The sequence below is a fragment of the Amycolatopsis pretoriensis genome (assembly GCF_900107925.1).
In the GTDB taxonomy this organism is placed as follows: Bacteria; Actinomycetota; Actinomycetes; order Mycobacteriales; family Pseudonocardiaceae; genus Amycolatopsis; species Amycolatopsis pretoriensis.
This window is the reverse complement of record NZ_FNUJ01000005.1, coordinates 38,113-56,774: the sequence shown is the minus strand read 5'-3', so window position 1 is coordinate 56,774 and position 18,662 is coordinate 38,113. Positions and strand designations below refer to the sequence as shown.

Below are 18,662 nucleotides of genomic sequence, written 5' to 3'. Positions count from 1 at the left end.
TCATCCCCAGTGTGGATAACCCCTGTGGATAACTACCCCACCTCGTGGGCGCCGCGTCGGGCCCTTGTGGTATCGGCGTGGGCGGTCACCGCGTTGCTGCTGATCGGCGTGGTGGCCGACGCCCTCACCGGCGACCGCGGCGGCTTGGTGCTGTTCGCGCTGGCCACGGTGGCCGTCGGCGCCTTCGCCGCGCACTCGACGCTCGTCCGGCCCCGGCTGGCCGCGGGCACCGAGGGCCTGGTGGCGCGGACGCTCGGCGGCACGCACCGGCTGCCGTGGGCGCAGACCCGCACCCGGCTGCGCACCACCCGCCGGCTGGGCCGCGACGGCGTCACGCTCGAGGTCGAGCACGAAGACGAGCTGTACGTCTTCGGCTGGCTCGACCTCGGCGAGGACCCCCGCGACGTCCTGGACGTCCTCAGCACCCTGCGTGCGCGCGGCTAGCGGCAGACGTAGTACCGGCCGAACGGGAACTGCACGTACTGGCAGGTCTCGGCCGTGAACTGCGACCCCTTGTAGACGATCAGGCCGAGGATCGCGACGGTGATGATGCCGATGCCGATCGCCTGCCAGCGCGCCTGGCCGGCCTGCGGGGCGTAGAGCAGCGCGACGGTGACCAGCGCCCCGGTCACCAGGCCGCCGACGTGCGCCCAGATCGAAATGCCCGGGATGCCGAACGTGATGAACGCGTTCAGCGCCAGCGTGATGAGCAGGCCGGTGGGGTTCAGGCGCAGCTTCAGCACGGTGACCGCGTACGCGCCCATCAGGCCGAACAGCGCACCGGACGCGCCCGCCGTGCCGGGGAACCCGGCGGGGTCGGCGAACAGCAGCACGGACGCCGACGCGCCGAGCATCGAGACGAAGTAGAGCGCTAGGTAGCGGCCGCGGCCGCAGACCTGCTCCAGCGACCGGCCGATCATCCACAGCGAGAACATGTTGACCGCGATGTGGAGGGGGCCGTAGTGCAGGAACCCGTTGGTCAGGACGCGCCACCACTCGCCGTGGCCGAGGGTCGCGTCGCCGTAGAGGGCGCCGTGCTGGAACGCCGACGACAGGTCGTTGTCGGTGAGGCTGCCCGCCTGCACGACCGTCAGCAGGAAGACCAGGACGTTCACCGCGAGGATGGCCTGGGTGACGAGCACCGACTGGGACAGCCGCGCGCCGAAGACAGTGCGCTGGCCGAACCCGGCTTCCTGGTAGTCGCGGTGCTGCCGGCGTTGCTGCTGGGTGCCGGAGTGGACGCAGTCGGTGCACTGGAAGCCGACGGGGGCTTCACGGAGGCAATCCGGGCACGCCGGACGCCCGCACCGGGAACAGCTCAGTCCGGTCGGGCGGTTCGGGTGCCACCAGCACCCGGGCAGCGCGGCTTGCTCGGCGGCGGGGTTCGGCGGTTGGTTCACGATGTCACCAACCTACCGAAACTCCCGTCGAGGAACCGTCAGTGCTCGATGGTGACCTTCTCGATGACGACGTCGGTCAGCGGACGGTCCGCCGGGCCGGTCGAGGTGCGCGCGATCGCGTCGACGACGTTGCGCGACTCCTGGTCGGCCACCTCGCCGAAGATCGTGTGCCGGAAGTTCAGGTGGGTGGTCGGCGCGACCGTGATGAAGAACTGCGAGCCGTTCGTGCCGGGCCCCGCGTTGGCCATGGCCAACAGGTACGGCTTGCTGAACTGCAGCTCCGGGTGGAACTCGTCGCCGAACTTGTAGCCGGGGCCGCCGCGGCCGGTGCCGGTCGGGTCGCCGCCCTGCAGCATGAAGCCGTCGATGACCCGGTGGAAGATCGAACCGTCGTAGAAGGGGCCGGAGTTCGTGCCCGCCGCGTTCGGCTGGGTGTACTCCTTGGTGCCTTCCGCGAGCCCGACGAAGTTCGCGACCGTCTTCGGCGCGTGGTCGGGGAGGAGGTTCAGGTTGATGTCACCCTGGTTGGTGTGCAGCGTCGCTTTCACAGGTTCATCGTGCCATCAGCAGCGGGCGGCGGCGAAAAGGGGCACGATAGGTTACGGGTAACAGAGCAGTGTCAAAACGAATGATGAGGTGAAGTCCATGTCCCGGGCGACAGCCCAGGCCGCCGAGACCGCCGACAAACTCCTCTCCGAGGGTGTCAAGCAGGGCCGGCGCGCGCAGAAGCAGCTCGCGAAGAAGACCGAGCTCACCCGCAAGGAGCTCAAGAAGAGCTCGAAGGCTGCCCGCCAGGAGGCCCTCGCCCGGCTCTCCGAGCTGCGCAAGCCGGGCCGCAAGGCGAAGAAGGCCGCCATCAAGGCCGCGAAGGCCGCCGGCGACTCGAAGCGTCGCGGCAAGAAGGACTTCAAGGCCGCGAAGAAGGACTTCGCCGCCGCTCTCGTCGAGGCGAAGGCCGCGGCGAAGGGCACGCGCAGCCGTCGCAAGTGGCCGTGGCTGCTCGGTCTGGTCGTGGTCGGTGCCGGTGCGGCCTACGCGCTCCGGTCGAAGCAGGAGCCGCCGGTCGCCCCCGCGCCGCCGAAGGCCACCCCGCCCGCGCCGAAGCCCGCCGAAGCGGCGAAGCCGAGCCCGCAGGCGAACGGCAAGGCGCCGTCCCCGGCGCCCGCCGAGAAGAAGAACTGAACCGGACGCGAAGAGGCCCCTCGGGCGTGCACCCGAGGGGCCTCTTCAGTCGTGCGTGCGATCAGGCGTTCGCGGTGTGCTTGTCGATGAGCTGGCCCAGGCGGGGCAGCGCCTCTTCGACGTTCTTCTTGCCGTTCGGGCGCAGCTTCGAGTAGACCTTCTTGATGCTGTCCCGGCTGCTGCGCTCGGCGCGCGAGTCGGTGACGCTCAGCAGCGCGTCGGAAGCCTCGTCCGAGCGGCTGGTCAGGTAGGCACCGAAGTCGTTGCCGCCCTTGGCGCGGTAGTCGCCGTAGAACGGCTCGAGCGCGGTGGCGAAGTCGGGCAGCAGCGTGTCGACGGCCGAGGGGATGATGCCCGGCTTGATCTTCTTGACCGCGGCGAAGCCGGTCTTCACGACGGCACCCGAAACGCCGCCCTTGTCCGAGACCTCGGCGTCGACGAGGGTCTCGAAGTCGGTCACGACAGCCGGACGACGGCTGGAGTCGAGCAGGATGTCCTTGAGGGTGTCAGCCACGAATCTTGTCCTTTGCGTTGCAGATTTTGTGCCCGGCCCCCGGGGTGGGGATCCCCCGATGGCTGCGGTGCGCGAGTCCACGAAGCCTGCGCGTGACGCACAGGGTAATACAAGATCAACATCACTCACCCGTGTGGAGCCCGCTACCTAGAGCTTCAGGGCAGCGATAGCCTTCTTGACCACTGTGCGTGCCTTTACGCTCTGCTTCTGGTTGGTGGTCGCGATGACCGCCGCGGACCCCTTCGCCACCGCGTAAACAGCGCCGTCGTCGGTCGATTCGTAGCCGCCCTTCCAGCCGGAAGGGTCGCTGGCCGGGTTCGACGAGTCGACCGGCGCCGCCTTGTTGACCAACGCCGTCGCCGTTTTCGCGTCGCCGACGTAGACACGGACAGTGAGCTGGACCTTCCCGTCCGGGCGGTAGAAGAAGCACGCCGGGTGCGGCTGGTCCGCCGAGATCCGCACCTTCGACACGTGCTGGCCGTTCGAGTCCGCCACGAACTCGCTGTCGAGGTACGGGCAGTCCTCGGTCGCGGCCGGCTGGGGGTCCGGCGGCAGCTCCGAACCGGCCGTCGTGCCGGCCGACGCCGACGGGGAGCTGGGGGTCGCGGTGCCGGCCACGAGGGTCGGGCCGCAGCCCGCCAGCAGGACCACGGCGGGCGCGAGAAGTACGAGTCGTCGCATAGCGCGCACAGTCAACCATGAAGCATGTGTGAAAACCGCTGGCTGAAGTCGACGTGACCGCGGGGCGTGCGACGATGGCGTCGTGCTTACCCCCGAGCAGTACCTCGGCGTGGTGGCCGAGCGCATCCAGCGGTCCGGCGGCAACTTCGGGACCGTGCAGATCGGGCCCGCGCTCTGCCCCGTCGGGTTGTTCGCCGAGTCGGTGATGCTCTCGACGATGAACTACTGCGTCATCGCGGCGGCCGTCCCCGAGATCAACGCGGCCGCGCTGTACGACTTCACCGGCCGCGCCACGCAGTACGCGCGCGCCAACCTGGTCGGCACCATGGGCTGGACCGCGGCCTCGGTCGTGATCGCCGGGCTCGTCGGCCAGCACGTGTACCCGGACGCCGCGCAGGCGGCGTCGGCGAAGACGAGCAACCAGTTCGGCGGCGAGACGCGGATGGTCGCGGTGGACCTCACCGCCGGCCAGACGTACGCGTTCACCGGCGGGAAGATGTGGGGCGCGGCGATGCACGGCGCGATCCGCGCCAAGCTGACGTTCTGCTTCCCGCCGCCCGCCGAGGCCTACCAGCAGGTGCAGTGGCAGCAGGCGCAAGTTCAGCAGCAGCCGCCGATGGGCGCGCCGCAGGTGCCGCCCCCGCCGGCCGCCGGACCGCCCGCGCCCGGCTACCCGCCGCCGGGACAGCAGCCGTACGGTTACTGACATGGTCGCGTTGCGCGGATGGCCGTCGTTCCCCGAAGAACTTCCCGTGTTCACGCCGGAAACGGCCGCCGCGGACCCGCGGACACTGTTCGTCGAGTGGCTGACCGAAGCCGGTGAGCACGTGCTGGCGCCGCACGCCGTCACCCTGTCCACAGTGGACGCCGATGGCGCGCCGGACGCGCGGGTCGTCATCCTCAAGGACGTCGGCCCGGCCGGCTGGGCCGTCGCGACCAGCTCGGAAAGCCCGAAAGGCCTGCAGCTGCGCAAGGATCCGCGTGCGGCGCTGACGTTCTTCTGGCCCGGCCGCGGCCGCCAGGTCCGGTTGCGCGGCCCGGTCTCCCCCGCGGCGCCCGAGGTGTCCGCGGCGGACTTCCTGGCGCGGCCGCCCGCGTCGCGCGTCGAGGCGTTCATCGGGCACCAGTCACAGGTGCTGAACGACCCGGCGGACCTCGACGCGGCGGCCGCGGAAGCGGAGCGCTGGGTCGAGGAAAACCCCGAAGTGGCCCCGGAAACGTGGACGCGGTACCTCGTCGACCCGGACGAGGTCGAGTTCTGGCAGGCCAGTCACGACCGCCGGCACGTGCGGCTGCGGTACCGCAAGACCGACGGCGGCTGGGTCCGCGAGCGCCTCTGGCCTTGACGGGCCGGACGCGGCGGCGTAGGCAGGAAATCCGACAAAACGGAGGCCCTGCATGCGCCGAACCGTCGTCCTGACCGCCACCGCCGCCCTGTCCGCCGGATTGCTCTCCGGCGCTTCCGCCGGTGAAGTCTCGTCTCCCCAGCACCCAGCCGTGTTCGAGACGGTGTTCGCCTCGCCGCTGGGCCTCGAAGGCCTGACCACCGACGGCCGCGGCAACCTCTACTCGCCGGCGCGCGGCGCGGATCCGTGCCCGGTCTACCGCGTCGCGGCCACCGGCGGCCCGGCCGCGGTCGTCGGCAAGATCCCCGCGCCGTGCAACCCCGCCGGGCTCACGTTCGACCGCCGAGGCCGGCTGTACGTCGCGAACGCCGACACGGTGGTGTCGTTCGTACCGGACGCGGCGAACCCACCGGCGGCGACGGTGTTCACGAGCGGCGTCCCGGGCGCGAACGGCCTGGCGTTCGACCGGTCGGGCGCGCTGTGGATTTCCGATGGCGGCACCGGCCAGGGCCGGGTGTGGCGAGCGGGCGCGGACGGCGTCGCGCTCGAGCAGTTCCGCGTGCAGCCGCTGGTCAGCGACGTCATCCCCGGCGGGCTCGGCCGCGACGTGCGTGGCCTGCCACCGGGCACGGTGACGATCACGCCGAACGGCCGCACCGCGGCGGACACCGCGGGTTCGCAGCACATCGTCGCGAACGGCCTGGCGTTCACGGCGGACGGAACCCTGTTGGTGGCGGACACGGCCCGCGGCGCGCTGTGGCGCGTACCGATGGACCGCACGGGCCGCCCCCGCGCGGCGACCGGCTGCGACGCGGCGTTCCCGGCGGACACGCTGTGCCTGGACGACGTGTCCGTACAGCACCCGTACCTGGAAGGCGCGGACGGAATCGTGGTGGACCGCGCGGGCAACGTCTGGACGGCGGCGAACGAGCGCAACGCGATCGTGCTGACCCGCCGCGACGGCCGGGTCGTCGAGTACTTCCGCAACCCGGCGGACGCGACGTCGAAGCTGCGCAACGCGGGACCACTGGAGTTCCCGACGAGCCCGGTGCTGCTACCGGACGGCCGCCTGTGCGTCACGAACTCCGACGGCAACCGCCGCGACAACGCCCCGAACACGGCCGGCGAAGCGAGTCCGGCGGGTGCGGTGCGAGCGAAGATTTCCTGCGTCAGGCCCTGAGCGCCACATCGGACGGTGGCGTGCGGGGCGTCACGCCGAGGTACTTCTCCGCGGCCGCGAGTAGGGCGCGGAGCCGCCGACCGAGCGGGCCCAGCCGGTCCGTTCGAGGACTTCGGCCGCCGGCGCGCCGCGGAGGGTGCCGTCGAGGCCCTGCCGGTGGGCCCACCAGGCCCGCAGCCGCGCTGTGGTCATGCGCGCAAGTATGGCCGTTCGGGGGTATGCGGCACCCGGGCCGGTGTGGCGATGATGGATCATGCGTTCGAAATTGCTGACCGCCGGGCTGGTCCTGGCGTTGACTGCCGCATTCGGGGGTGTGGCCGCGGCCGACGCGCGTCCTGGGGGACGACCGACGCTGACGGACCCGCATCCGTGCCCGGGCCAGCCGGGCTTCACGTGCTCGACGTTGACCGTGCCGCTCGACCGGTCCGGCCGCGTACCGGGCACGCTCGACCTGCCGGTCGCGACCGCGGACAACGTGACCGCGCCCAAGGGCGTGCTGCTGTTCTTGACCGGCGGTCCCGGCCAGGGCGGCGTCGGAACCATCACGCGGATCGCGACGCAGCGGATGCCGGAAGTCGCCAAGGACTACCGGTTCGTCACGCTGGACCAGCGCGGCACCGGCGCCAACGCGCTGCGGTGCCCGGGCTTGCAGGCCCAGATGGGCAGTTCGGACATCGCGACGCCGACGCGCGAGGCGGTCACCGAGTGCGCGCGCATCCTCGGCAACACGGCGCCGTTGTATTCGACCGACCAGACGGTCGCGGACTTCGACCAGCTCCGCCAGGCGCTGGGCGCGTCGAAGATGGTGGTGGACGGCGTCTCGTACGGCTCGTTCACGGCGGCGCGGTACGCGATCGCGCACCCGGGCAACGTCAGCAAGGTCGTGCTGGATTCGGTGCTGCCGCACCACGCGTCCGCGTCGGCGTCGCTGTACTTGACGGGGATGACGGCCGAAGCCAGGGTGCTGCGCGCGGCGTGCGCGGTGGCCCCGGCCTGCGGTTACGACCCGGCGCAGGACCTGGCGTGGGTGGTCCGCCACCGCGGGACGGCCGACGGGGTGAAGATCTTCGACCTGATCGTCACGTACGAGTTCGTCGACCCGACGTACCGCAACCCGTCCGCGGGCGACGTGATCGGCGCGCTCCACGCAGCAAGGACGGGCTCGCCGGCACAGCTGGACTCGCTGCTGGAGGCGTACAAATCAGGCGGCGACGACCCGGCATCGTTCAGCTCGGGGTTGCACGCGGCGACGTTGTGCGCGGACCAGCGTTTTCCATGGGGCTCGTCGGCGACGCCGGTGTCCTGGCGCCAGCCGCTGTTGTCCCTGACGGCGCGTGCGCTGCCGGCGTCGGCGACCTGGCCGTACACAACGGAAGTGGCGACGCAGCAGGGCTTCATCCAGAGCTGCTTGCCATGGCCGGCCGAGCATCCGGGCTCGAACCCGGCGTCGCGGCTGCCGAACGTCCCGGTGCTGTTGCTGAACGGCGACCGTGACTTGTCGACGCCGCTGGAGTGGGCTCGGGAGGAAGCGGCGCAGGCCCCGCGGGGCCAATTGGTGATCGTCCCGGGCGAGTCCCATTCGATCCAGAACCGCGAACGCGGCCACGCGGGCCGGGACGCGGTGATCAGCTTCTTGAAGTAAGGCTCTCGAAGACGGCGTCCCGCACTTCGGCGTCGGTCGGTGTCCCTCGCTGTTGTTCGGCGGCGAGTTCGGCGAGGGACACCATGGCGACGTCGGCGAGTCCGCAGGCGGTGAAGTGGTGGAAGGCTGTCATGTCCGGGTCGACGTTGAGCGCGAAGCCGTGGCTCGTGACGCCGCGGCGGATGCGCATGCCGATGGAGGCGACCTTGCGGTGATCAGGCGTCCAGACGCCGGCGAGGCTAGAGTGCCCGTGCGGCGATTCCCTTCGGCCAGCAGGAAAGCCGAGGGTGTTTAGCGCGTCGACGAGCCCGTTTTCCAGCCACCGCACGATGTCGACGGGCCCACGCGCTTTGACATCGACGACGAGGTAGCCGACGAGCTGCCCGGGCCCGTGGTAGGTGGCGAAGCCGCCCCGATCGACCTCGACGGCGGGCAAACCGGCGGGAAGGTCTTCGGGTTTGGTGCGCGGCCCGTAGGTGACGATCGGCGGGTGGCTGAGGAGGAAGAGCCGATCCTCGGCGAGGTTCTGCTGCCGCTCCTCGACCCACGTCCGCATGTCGGCGAGGGCTCGGTGATAGTCGACTTCACCGAGGTCGACGCGTTTGACGGGCCATCCCACAGACTCCAACCTAGCGCGATCAGGACTGCCGCAGTGCCTGACGCACCGTGAGACAGAGGCCGATCACGACGCAGAAAGCCCCACCCCCGAACAACACCGCGTCCCACGCCGAAACCCCCGTTGCCTTCTTCACGACGCCTGCCACCACGGCGACGAGCAAAGAGAACTGGACCACGCAAACCAGCCACAAGTACCGCACGCCGAATGTGCTCGAAGCACGCTCTCCGTCGTTTTCATTTTCCATCGAAAAGGCCCCCCATCAGACACGGCACCATCGCGGCGCGACGGTGTACCACGGCCTTCGCCAGCTCGCGATGAGCGGCGACCTGTTCGTCGGCGGTCCGCAGCCACGAACCGATCTGGATCTGCTCGTCGAGCGACGGCAAGGACACCTTGAGCTGACTGAGGGCGCTCTTGCTGAGGGTCGGTACCGCGGTGGCCTCCCTCGAGCGTTCTTGGATCCACGTCACCACGGCAGGTAGCGACAGGTAAGCCAGCAGGTACAGCGGGTCGACGACGTCAGTCTTGAACTTGTGCAATCTCAGCAGATTGGTCCCCGCCACCCACCCTTCCTGGTGCTCCTCCACCAACGCACTCGGACCCGTGCTTCCAGTTCGCACACAAACGATGTCGTGCACCCTCAGCCGGAACCTGCCAAGCTCCGCTGCCGCTTGGTCGGAGACCTTCCGCTCGTCGGCAGCCATGACGATGCGTCGATCGGTGAGGTGCTTGGGTAAGACCACCGGTACCGCCTGGGCGATGCTCTGCTCGAACTTCTTCAACAGATTCTGCGCCGGCCCGGGATTGATTTCACACAGTTCGTTCAACCTCGCCTGCCGCTCTTTCCGGATTCGGCCGACTCGGCTGATCGAGCCGCTGAACTCGGCCACGGCGGCGTCCGAATCCTCGGCTTGCGCACGAAGACGCTCAGTCTCGGCTGTTGTCCGCACGAGAATCTCGAGGTGGTCCTCCGTTCCTTCTGCGGTGTCGGCCATGCGCGCGTACTCAGCGGGGCTCAGCGAGTATTCGGGTTCGGCGATCTCGCTCGCCTCGACGGATGCGCTGAGCGCGGACCGGCGACCAGCACGACAGCCGGAGTCACGCCACGAAACGAGTTCCCCCGCGATGTCGTCGATGTCCGAGTCCGCGAAGACATAGGACTTCTCGACCCGGTGGCCGAGCCTGCGCGCGTCGACGAACAAAACTGGCCCACGGTTTCCGTCCGGGCTCTTAAGAACCCAGATGGACGCCTGGATCGGCGTCGTGGGGAACATCCGAGCCGGCAGTGCGACGACCGATTCCACTGCCCCTTCCTCGACGAGCTTCCGGCGGATGTCGCGTTCGCGCTGATTTGCCGAAACCGCGGCGTTGCCGGGCATCAGCACGACCGCTCTACCGCCTGGCGCGAGGGCTTGCACCACGTGCTGCACCCAAGCGAAGTTGTCGTTTCCGGCAGGCACCGGACCGAACGACCACGTCGGCTTATCAGGATCGAGGCGCGCGGAACTCCCGTTGAAAGGCGGATTGCAGACGATGACGTCCGCTTTGCCTTCGACCGGGTCGAAGGTTTCCCACGGCATCGACGAGAACCGCTCGAGCTTGGCCACCACGCCGTGCAGTGCGAGGTTGATCCCGGCGATCCGGAGCATGGCCCGGTCCGGTCCCATACCGCGGAGGCTCGATGCCGTCGTGGTTTCGGACACGGCGGCCAGCAACTCGCCCCCACGGGCGTAGGGATCGAGGACCCGAAGCGGACGCTTGCCCACACCGGCGACCAAGCGAGCCATCAGACGGGTAAGGCTTTGTGGTGTGAAGACCGTGTCGCTTCGCATGACAGCTGCCGTCTCATATGCCCTGAGCAGCTTTCGAAACGCGACGGGACCGACTTCGCCGGTCAACGCGACGACCTCGGCCAAGTCCCGCGGTGACTCCGGCCGGATGACCGCCACCGATGACCGCAGTCCAGGCGTGAGTCCCATTCTGCGCAGTTGTTCGTCGGCGAGATTGCCAACCGTGAACAGCAGCCGTCGGACGTCCTCAGGGGACCGGTCCGCGGTCGCGAACCGTGCTAGCTCGTTCCAGCTGTCGGCTCCGGTCGAACGCAGCAGAACCAGCGAGAAGATCAGGTCGAAGTAGTCCCCGGCGGACGCGGAACCGCGGGTTCGGTTCGCCAACGGCCCCAGCAACCGATCGGCCGACTGCCCTCCGGATGGTTCAACCGCTCTCGACGGCGGTCGAGCAGTCTTCTGTTCGGGCTCGGCAAGCCGCCGCCGCATCCGCTCGCCGTACGTCGCCCCCGGGGATTCGTCCGCGAGCAGAGCACTTTCTCGGATTTGCCTCGAACCCAGCCACGCGATGACCTGACCGGCCCGGAAGTACTCCCCACCCTCCGACCGGTCCGGCTGCGGGAAGTCAGGATGGCGTTGCTGCCAGTTCGTGACGGCCGGGCGCTGGACTCCCGCCAGCACCGCGATCTGTGCCCTCGACACCAGGCGGTCGTCAGTCGCATCTGCCGCTGTCATGGTCCCCCTCCTTCGTCGATGTTCTTGACCAACGATAGGAACCGAGACAGTGCACAGCAAGGTAGCACTGCAGTGCTACTAGAGTTCACACTCCACGCCGTAGCTGCGAGGCAGCGACGACAACATGTAAGTATCCTTGTCAGGAGGCTATCTGAGTCACCATCGCAGCCAGTTCAGCCCCGCAACGATCTGGCGTTTTGTTAAGGGCACTCACGCGTGACAGTACAGCAAAAGGCCGGTACGGCGTCTCCGTACCGGCTTCGCGGAACCATGGATGTTGTGGAGCTGAGGGGAATCGAACCCCTGACCCCCGCCTTGCAAAGGCGGTGCTCTACCAATTGAGCTACAGCCCCGGGTGCGGGCGAAGTGCCCGCGGCAAATCAGTTGTGGGACGCACCCGCCGGCTTGGCCGGGGTGGTGCCGTTGTTCGAGGGGACCGGCGCGGTCGCCTCGCGCCACAGGTCGGCTTCCGCCTTGGCCGCCTTGTTGCGCTTCACGACGAACAGGACGCCGCCCGCGATGACCGCGAGTGCCAGCAGCTTCTTCACCGAAGCCCCCTTCTCAGCTTGCTTCCCTTACCCCGCGATGTTACTGCACCGGCCCCGGCCACCGTCGGGGGCGGTGGTTCCACGTGGAACCACGATTGCGCAGGTAACGCAGGTCACACTTCGGCGGAAATACGGGGGCGGGGTGTCTCGTTGTACCCACTGGTCGACGTGCCCACCGTGTCCCCCGGGCCTCAACCACCGCCTTCGCGGAGTTCCGTTCGGCTGGAGCCGTGTTGAGCCACTTCGCCGAGAGGCGACCGTGATGCGCGCCGACCGTGACCGCTCAGCCCTGCCGGTTCATTCTCTTCCCGGCAGGGCTGACCTGTATCCGGGCTCTGTCGATTCCTGCCACCCTCGTTCGACGCGTTGTCGAAGGCGAACCAGCGACCGACCGAGGGGCGAGCAATGACCGAACTGAGCACCGACCAAGCCCGGCGAGCGATCGTCGACCACACCCGCCGGCTGGCGAACGCGGCTGTCGCGGCCGGACCCGGCGCCGCCGTGCCGACCGCTCCGGCGTGGACCGTCTCCGACCTGGTCGCGCACATCGGCCAGACCCAGCACTGGGTCGCGGAGATCATCGAGCGGCGCATCACCGACCCCACCCAGCTGCCCACCGAGATGGCCGCAGCCCCGGCCGACCCGGCCGAGTGGCGAGCGTGGCTGGCGGAGTCCGCACAGCGCGTGGCGAACGCGTGCTCCGACGACGCGATGGACGCACCCGTGTTCAACGCCGCGGGGGACGAACGTTCCGGCGCGCAGTTCTGGCTGACCAGCATGGTCAACGAGGCGGTCATCCACGGCTTCGACGCGTCCAACGCGGCGAACCAGCCGGCCGACATCGACGCCACCGTCGCGGCCGCGCTCATCTCCAACCACCTGACGATGCTCACTTCGCCGACGTGGGAGCTGCAGCGATCCGAGTCCGCGCACGGCATCCGCGGCACCGGGCAGACATTGCTGTGGCAGGCCACCGACACCCCGGACGCGTGGTTCATCGAACGGCGGCCGGAGGGGGCGAAGTGGCAACCCGGAGCCCGACCAGCCGACGTGACGCTGACCGGCCCGGCGAGCTCGCTGCTGCTGACGTTGACTCGGCGACTTCCCCTCGCCGACCGCGAAATCACCATCGACGGCGAGACCGCGCTTGCCCGGCACTGGCTCGAAACCACCGCCCACGACGCCGGCTGAAAATGAACAAGGCCGGTTCGCGAACTGCGAACCGGCCTTGTTCTGTGGGCCTACCAGGACTTGAACCTGGGACCTCTTCGTTATCAGGGCAAATTCGACCGTTCTTGAACTCGCTCAAACCATTCTGGCCAGCACATTCACGGTCCGCCAACGTCCATGAAGGTCCACGCTCCGCCACCCAGATTGTCACTCACTTTGACACCCAGCGGTTCAAAAGAGGCTGAACCAGCAGGGGGGCCCGCCGCCACACTGCTGGTTCAGCCTCTTTTCGTTCTTAGTGACTACTGAGACATACCGTTAGTGTGGGACAGAAGCTGTCACTGGAGGTGTCACCGCCGTGTCACACCTAAAACCGCAGGTCAGACCATGCAAAGTGACAGAGTGACAGGTGTGACAGTCTCGACAGCCCACAGGTGTCACTCACCCGGGGCGGCAGGCGCAGAGTCCGTGCTCCGCAGGTCCGCAAGACCGACCCTCAGAGCGCATCTACCGTTCCCGCAGTCCAACCACACCAGGATGCGCACGTTCGCCCGCGTACGGCGTCCTCAGGCTGCGAAATTCCGGTCCCTGTCAGGGCTGAGAGCGGCACAGCGCGGCCGTTTTCCGCTTTGAGTCGTCTCGTGCCGATGAGCCGGAACCCGGGCCGTCGGCACGGGTTCCCGCTTGACTACAGGCACTTCGTGAAGTCATTCGCGTGGTAGCCGCCGCCCCCGCTGGTGTCACAGCGCGCCGTGACAGACTCCGCGGTGAGGTGGGGTGGTCAGATGTCACATTCCGTTGCGTGCAATCGACTGTGGTGGTGTGGACGAAACGCAGCCCTCCCCCGTGCTGACCGACCTGACCGAGGTGGAGCGACAGGTGGTCGAAACTGCCCGCCGCGGAGACCTCGCCGATTCCGCCACCATGATGACGGTGGAGGAGCTGGCGGTCACCGACAACCCCGAACTGCGGGTACGAGCCGATCTGCTCCGCGATCTCCTCCGCGGCCTGCACGGTGACCTCGACCCCCGTGGAATCCGGCTAGCGGGAGTGCGGGTCATCGGAGAGCTTGACCTCGATCACGTCACCGCCGTCACCGGCCTGGACTTGTACGAGTCTGCGCTCCCGGACGGCATCGTTTGCCGACATGCGCACCTTCGCGACCTGTACCTGAACCGCTGCTTGCTCTCCTACCTGCACGCCGACGGACTCCGCACTGACAGCCACCTCTTCATACGGGACGCCACCATCACTGGCGGCGGAGATGTCGGCGCGATCCGGCTCCCCAGTGCCCAAATCAGCGGCCAACTTGGCCTCGATCGAATCACCATCACCAACACCACCGGCCCCGCGCTGCACGCCGACGGACTCCGCACCGGCTATGGCATTTTTATGGATGACGCCACCATCACCAGCGCCGGAGACCTCGGCGCGATCCGGCTCCCCGGTGCCCAAATCAGCGGCCCACTCAGCCTCGATCGAATCACCATCACCAACACCACCGGCCCCGCGCTTTACGCCGACGGCCTCCGCACTGACAGCGACCTGTTCATTAAGGACGCCACCATCACCGGCGCCGGAAAACTCGGTGCGATCCGGCTGGCCGGTGCCCAAATCGGCGGCCAGACTGCGCTGTTGGTGTCCCGGCTGGACAGCAGCTCAGGTCCGCTCCTGGTCATGCATGAGGCGCAGATCACCGGGGCGTTACTGCTCCTACCGGCGGTCGTGTGCCCGACCAGTCGGCAGACGACGAGCCGCCGCGGCTGCCCGGACGGCGACCGCACCATCATTGCCCACGGATTGACCTACCCCGTCCTGCGGGAGACATCGTGGCGTCAATGGCTGCACCTGCTAGTGCACCACACCCCCGCCTACTGGCCCCAGCCCTTCCAACAACTCGCCGCGACCGAGCGCGCCGCCGGCCACGACAACAACGCCCGCGAAGTGCTGATCACTCAACAAAACGACCTCCGCCGCCGCACCCCCGAGGCTTTGGGCAACCGAATCGCACAGTGGCGACATGGAATATGGGGCTGGCTCGGCCGCTACGGCTACCGTGCCCACCGTCTCGTCACCGCCCTCGCCGTCGTCCTCACCCTCGCCGCCGCCCTCAGCCTGCTCGCCGGACACGTCACCACCCACCCCGGCCACCACGCCGCCGAACGCGTCCCACCCGCCACCGCGAAACCCGTCACCCCCGGCACCCCTTGCTCACCCGTCGAACTCATTGGCCTCGGCATCGACCGCGGCCTACCCCTCGGCACCACCGGTATCCGCGCCCACTGCGACCTCGACACCACCACTGGCTGGGGTCAAACCTTCACCGCCATCCTCTGGGCACTTCAAGCCCTCCTCTGGGGCCTGGCCACCCTCGCCATCGCTGCCTACACCGGCCTCGTACGCAAACCCACCTGAGCACTGCCGCCTGACTTAGGCGAGGTCTCGAAGCGGCAACCCCTGATACGCGCAGCGTCCGGGGACAGGCTGTAAACCAGTTGGCTTACGCCTACGGGGGTTCGAATCCCTCACCCGCCACGCTGCGAAGAAGCCCCGTGACCTTGGCATATGCCAGGCGCGGGCTTCTTTGCGTGTGCGGCCAGATGCGGCAGTGTGCAGCCGTGTGCGGCCATCCGTGGGCCATCCGTGGGCCACTAGGGAAAAGCGGCTGAAACAGGAGGAGGTGTGCCACCCCCCTGCTTCAGCCGCTTTTCCCTTTTCCAGTGACTATAGAGACATAGAATTAGTGTGGGAAAAGAGCTGTCACCGAGGGTGTCACTCGCCTGTCACACCTAAAACCGCAGGTCAGACTATGTAGAGTGACAGAGTGACAGGTGTGACAGTGACGACACCCCACAGGTGTCACTCACCCTGGCAGCGGCACGTGAAGAGCCCGCGCTCTGCACGCCCGTCAAAATCGGCCCTCAGATCCCCTCTGTCGGTCCCTGTGGTCCGACCACACCAGGGGGCGGGCGTTCGGCGGCGTACGGCGTCCTCAGGCAGCGAAATTTCCGACCCCTGTCGGGCCTGAGAGCGCGCACGACGCGCCGTTTCCGTATTGGGCGTCTCGGTGCCGACGAACTCCGCCCGCGGCCGCCTGTCCCGTCTCAGCGTGGTTGTCGGCCGCTCACGGACACTTCGTGAAGCCGGTGGCTTGGTCGCCGCCGCCCCCGCCGGCGGCGAGTTCGAGGTGGAAGATCCCGAGCGCCCACCGGTTTCGTCCGGCTCGCCGCGAGGCCGCAGGGCGTAGAGCCGGCGGCGTCTGCGGCCGTAGGTGACGTCGACGGACCTGCACGTTCCGTAACGGCTGTCAGCCTCAATGCGACTTCTCATCAAGATCGTGTTAAGCCGCCTGGAGGGCGTAAATGGACGCAACTACTGCCGCGCTGGTAGGTGCGGGAATCGGTGTCAGTGGGACCATTGTGGCACCCGTCATCACAGCTTGGCAGGGGCGCCGGGCCAAGCTAAGTGAGCTCAAACGCGACGCGTACTCTTCGGGAATATCGGCGATGGTCGGCATACCTTTTGCTGACGAAGACGAGAAGGTTGAAGGTGTCTATCAGCAAGTTCTAGCTGCGCTGGGAGACATAGAAATGCACGGTAGTCCTCGTGCCGCAAAACTGTACTCTGATGTTGCTGATGCTCTTGGCGTCTGGCGCACCTCGCGTAAATTGGAAGATTTCAGAGAGCCTATGGAGGAATTCCAGCGAGTCGCCCGATCTGAGACGGGAGTTGACAAGCGTTTATATCGGTTTCGCATGTGGTTCAAGCGCGAATTCTTCTTCGGTTCACCTGTTGTATTGCGCGAAAAGGATAGTGATCATTGAAGTGCTTGAACGTATCAGTGAGCGTGGTGGCGGAACTAATCTGGCGCAATTTTGCTGCGGCGCAGTAGCGCCCATCACCCCCTGGTTCAGCCGCTTTTCGTTCCCGGTGACTACAGAGACATAGAATTAGTGCGGGAGAAGAGCTGTCACCGAAGGTGTCACTCTCCTGTCACAGCTAAAGTCGCAGGTCAGGCAGGGTAGAGCGACAGAGTGACAGGTGTGGCAGTGACGACACCCCGCAGGTGTCACTCCCCGCGGCCACGGGCGCAAGCCACGTTCTGACAACCTGCGAAAACCGGCCCTCAGAACGCCTGTGCCGATTCCGACGTCCAACCACCGCGTTGTCGCAGCCTTAGGCGAGTTGCGGCAGGTCGGCTGACTGGCTCTTTGGGGAACGCACCGCCGCCGCGAGTTTGGCCCTGCTCGGCGCCGACGGTGCGTTCCGGTTCCGAAGCTAGCAGTTCAACAGCTCGGGCTTCTGGTTGAGCACCTGTGCGCGCATCGAGGTGAACTCTTCGTACTCGGACGTGGCGCCCGGCGCGAACGCGCCGACCTTGCAGCAGTTCTGGAAGGCGAGCCTCACGCCGAACTTCCGTTCGACTGCTGCGCGCATCGAGTCGCTAGCCATCAGCCGGAAGAGCTGCCCCCACTCTTCGTCGGTCTGCGGCACGTCCTCGTTGACCTCGACGACGCCCCCGTTGGCGTTCAGCTTTTCCGCCGTGCCCGCGACGACTGACCACGCGTACGGCAGGGACGTCTGGATGCACGCGAGGAAGTCTTCCTCCTTGATCGTTCCCTGCTGTGCCTGCTCAAGCAGCGCCTGCGGAACCGTCAACGACATGGTGACCTCCTGTGATGAACTTGGTTGTCATCTCCATTCATCCACAGTTCCCCCGATGACGGAAGGCCCCCATCTAGCTGATGGGGGCCTTCACGTTCGGTCACATTCACGGGCGGCTACGTCGTGCTGGCCTCGCCGTTTCCGAGCGGGGCCACCTTGGTGACGTACTCAAGCTTGTACTGATGGGCGGCAAGAAGAATGTCCGCGGTCTCGATCGGGGTTTCGCCGGCGTACGACGTTCGAACGATCACGATCACCGGTATTCCCGGCTTGAGCGCTAGCGCCTCAACCTCGGAAGGTCGCGGCATCCGGGAGTGCAGCCGCTCGACCACGGCGGTCGGGCGTAGGCCAATGCTGGTGAACCGGTCGACGATCCCCGCACCCATGAGCGGGCCCTCTTCCGGCTTCTCGATCGGCGTTCCGCGCGTGATCGCCAACGGCTCATACGACGTGGTCAGCATCATCGGTTCGTCGTTTGCGTAAGAGACGTAGTCCGTGCGCATCACCTCATCTCCGACTCCGATCTTGAGCCGGTGCGCAGTCTCAAGCCCGGCCCGGTCGGGACGTGTCTCGTGGCTGTACCTGGGCACGCGCTCGGTCGCGATCGCCTCTTCGGCGAACGGCGCGCCCGGCTCGGACTTGTAGTGCTGCTCAGCTCGCCGGATCAGAGGGTCGTACAGGCGAACAGTGGGAGCCGCACCTCGCCCGCGGTTGATCAGGCCCTCCGATTCGAGCAGGTCGAGTGCCAAACGAACCGTGGTTTCGGATGCACCGAACGTTGCAGCGAGGTCGTCACGCGTCGGCAGGCGCGCCCCGGGGGCGAGCGTGCGAGCGAGGATCTGGTCTCTCAGGGCCGCGGCAATCCGCTCGTACAGGTGCCCAGGGGTCTGACCGGACATTGATCAACTCCCTCTCATCAAAGTTGGTGCACCAACCTCTTGTTCCCACTTGGGGTCTGTGTCATAGTTGGCGCACCAACTCAAGTTGGTACACCAACTCTAGCAGGAGGGTCCAAATGTCGAGGCAGCAGATGATGCCGGGTTTCAAGGTCGGGTCGGGCATCGGCCGGAAGCTCGTCGGCCTGGCCATCGTGGTCGCGCTGGTGGTGTTCGTCGTGTCGTCGCCGTTGGAGGCGGCTGCGCTCGTGCGGCACTTCGTGCACAGCCTCGTGACCTTCTTCCACTCGTTCTGAC

20 protein-coding genes and 1 tRNA gene are annotated in these 18,662 nt (G+C 67.5%); 10 read left to right on the top strand and 11 right to left on the bottom strand.

The genetic code is table 11. The features are described from left to right. Positions 1-24: 24 nt before the first annotated feature. Complete coding sequence (locus tag BLV96_RS21920) at positions 25-444, top strand: PH domain-containing protein (protein WP_244180398.1); 420 nt, start codon at positions 25-27, stop codon at positions 442-444. Here BLV96_RS21920 and BLV96_RS21915 read toward each other — a convergent pair. Together BLV96_RS21915 and BLV96_RS21910 are read right to left on the bottom strand one after the other, a co-directional pair. After that, the gene (locus tag BLV96_RS21915; RefSeq protein WP_167379692.1) at positions 441-1,400 is read right to left on the bottom strand and encodes a rhomboid family intramembrane serine protease; all 960 of its coding nucleotides are present in this window, start codon (positions 1,398-1,400) and stop codon (positions 441-443) included. The two genes, BLV96_RS21920 and BLV96_RS21915, sit on opposite strands and share 4 nt — an antisense overlap. Positions 1,401-1,438: 38 nt before the next feature. Next, positions 1,439-1,948 (bottom strand): peptidylprolyl isomerase, encoded by a 510-nt coding sequence (locus BLV96_RS21910; RefSeq protein WP_091389439.1) that lies wholly within the window; start codon positions 1,946-1,948, stop codon positions 1,439-1,441. Positions 1,949-2,045: 97 nt separating this feature from the next. Between BLV96_RS21910 and BLV96_RS21905 the strand changes: the two genes are divergently transcribed. Then, positions 2,046-2,582 (top strand): hypothetical protein, encoded by a 537-nt coding sequence (locus tag BLV96_RS21905; RefSeq protein WP_086679342.1) that lies wholly within the window; start codon positions 2,046-2,048, stop codon positions 2,580-2,582. Positions 2,583-2,643: 61 nt separating this feature from the next. Here the strand turns inward: BLV96_RS21905 and BLV96_RS21900 are convergent, their stop codons facing one another. Both BLV96_RS21900 and BLV96_RS21895 read right to left on the bottom strand, forming a co-directional pair. After that, positions 2,644-3,096, bottom strand: a complete 453-nt coding sequence (locus tag BLV96_RS21900; protein WP_086679339.1) for a DUF6918 family protein — start codon at positions 3,094-3,096, stop codon at positions 2,644-2,646. A gap of 147 nt (positions 3,097-3,243) precedes the next feature. Next, positions 3,244-3,777, bottom strand: coding sequence for a DUF2020 domain-containing protein (locus tag BLV96_RS21895; RefSeq protein ID WP_208608297.1), 534 nt, complete (start codon positions 3,775-3,777; stop codon positions 3,244-3,246). Positions 3,778-3,859: 82 nt separating this feature from the next. Here BLV96_RS21895 and BLV96_RS21890 point away from each other — a divergent pair, with 82 nt between their 5' ends. The 3 genes from BLV96_RS21890 to BLV96_RS21880 are packed head-to-tail and all read left to right on the top strand — an operon-like array spanning position 3,860 to position 6,303. Then, the gene (locus BLV96_RS21890; RefSeq protein ID WP_086679338.1) at positions 3,860-4,483 is read left to right on the top strand and encodes a hypothetical protein; all 624 of its coding nucleotides are present in this window, start codon (positions 3,860-3,862) and stop codon (positions 4,481-4,483) included. A gap of 1 nt (position 4,484) precedes the next feature. Then, positions 4,485-5,123: a pyridoxine/pyridoxamine 5'-phosphate oxidase gene (locus BLV96_RS21885; protein ID WP_086679337.1), complete on the top strand. Its 639-nt coding sequence runs from the start codon at positions 4,485-4,487 to the stop codon at positions 5,121-5,123. Positions 5,124-5,175: 52 nt separating this feature from the next. After that, positions 5,176-6,303, top strand: coding sequence for an SMP-30/gluconolactonase/LRE family protein (locus tag BLV96_RS21880; RefSeq protein ID WP_086679336.1), 1,128 nt, complete (start codon positions 5,176-5,178; stop codon positions 6,301-6,303). 30 nt (positions 6,304-6,333) lie between these two features. Here BLV96_RS21880 and BLV96_RS49945 read toward each other — a convergent pair whose 3' ends face one another. Then, positions 6,334-6,495 (bottom strand): hypothetical protein, encoded by a 162-nt coding sequence (locus BLV96_RS49945; RefSeq protein WP_158104196.1) that lies wholly within the window; start codon positions 6,493-6,495, stop codon positions 6,334-6,336. Between the two features lie 61 nt (positions 6,496-6,556). On the opposite strand from BLV96_RS49945, the gene BLV96_RS21875 reads away from it, so the two are divergent. Beyond that, entirely contained in the window at positions 6,557-7,945 is a 1,389-nt protein-coding gene (locus tag BLV96_RS21875) for an alpha/beta fold hydrolase (protein ID WP_086679335.1), read from the top strand. Here BLV96_RS21875 and lipB read toward each other — a convergent pair. The 4 genes from lipB to BLV96_RS21850 form a co-directional block, all read right to left on the bottom strand. Continuing rightward, on the bottom strand, positions 7,929-8,564 hold the full coding sequence (gene lipB, locus BLV96_RS21870) for a lipoyl(octanoyl) transferase LipB (protein ID WP_086679334.1): 636 nt from the start codon (positions 8,562-8,564) through the stop codon (positions 7,929-7,931). The genes BLV96_RS21875 and lipB overlap by 17 nt on opposite strands. Positions 8,565-8,797: 233 nt before the next feature. Further along, complete coding sequence (locus tag BLV96_RS21860; protein ID WP_086679332.1) at positions 8,798-11,086, bottom strand: type I restriction-modification system subunit M/S; 2,289 nt, start codon at positions 11,084-11,086, stop codon at positions 8,798-8,800. 280 nt (positions 11,087-11,366) lie between these two features. Next, a tRNA-Ala gene (locus BLV96_RS21855) sits at positions 11,367-11,439 on the bottom strand. Positions 11,440-11,466: 27 nt separating this feature from the next. Next, the gene (locus BLV96_RS21850) at positions 11,467-11,634 is read right to left on the bottom strand and encodes a DLW-39 family protein (protein ID WP_086679331.1); all 168 of its coding nucleotides are present in this window, start codon (positions 11,632-11,634) and stop codon (positions 11,467-11,469) included. A 405-nt stretch (positions 11,635-12,039) separates the two neighbouring features. Here BLV96_RS21850 and BLV96_RS21845 point away from each other — a divergent pair, with 405 nt between their 5' ends. From BLV96_RS21845 to BLV96_RS49265, 3 genes are all read left to right on the top strand, one after another. Beyond that, positions 12,040-12,825, top strand: a complete 786-nt coding sequence (locus BLV96_RS21845; RefSeq protein ID WP_086679330.1) for a maleylpyruvate isomerase family mycothiol-dependent enzyme — start codon at positions 12,040-12,042, stop codon at positions 12,823-12,825. A gap of 801 nt (positions 12,826-13,626) precedes the next feature. After that, the gene (locus BLV96_RS21840) at positions 13,627-15,219 is read left to right on the top strand and encodes a hypothetical protein (RefSeq protein ID WP_244180396.1); all 1,593 of its coding nucleotides are present in this window, start codon (positions 13,627-13,629) and stop codon (positions 15,217-15,219) included. Positions 15,220-16,166: 947 nt separating this feature from the next. Further along, positions 16,167-16,628: a hypothetical protein gene (locus tag BLV96_RS49265; RefSeq protein ID WP_143051011.1), complete on the top strand. Its 462-nt coding sequence runs from the start codon at positions 16,167-16,169 to the stop codon at positions 16,626-16,628. Positions 16,629-17,082: 454 nt separating this feature from the next. Here the strand turns inward: BLV96_RS49265 and BLV96_RS21835 are convergent, their stop codons facing one another. Continuing rightward, the gene (locus BLV96_RS21835) at positions 17,083-17,469 is read right to left on the bottom strand and encodes an SCO5389 family protein (RefSeq protein WP_086679329.1); all 387 of its coding nucleotides are present in this window, start codon (positions 17,467-17,469) and stop codon (positions 17,083-17,085) included. 116 nt (positions 17,470-17,585) lie between these two features. Then, positions 17,586-18,368 (bottom strand): GntR family transcriptional regulator, encoded by a 783-nt coding sequence (locus tag BLV96_RS21830; protein ID WP_086679328.1) that lies wholly within the window; start codon positions 18,366-18,368, stop codon positions 17,586-17,588. 116 nt (positions 18,369-18,484) lie between these two features. On the opposite strand from BLV96_RS21830, the gene BLV96_RS49940 reads away from it, so the two are divergent. Further along, a complete protein-coding gene (locus BLV96_RS49940; RefSeq protein ID WP_158104195.1) occupies positions 18,485-18,661 on the top strand; it encodes a hypothetical protein in 177 nt (58 codons plus the stop codon). The last annotated feature ends 1 nt before the right edge of the window (position 18,662 follow it).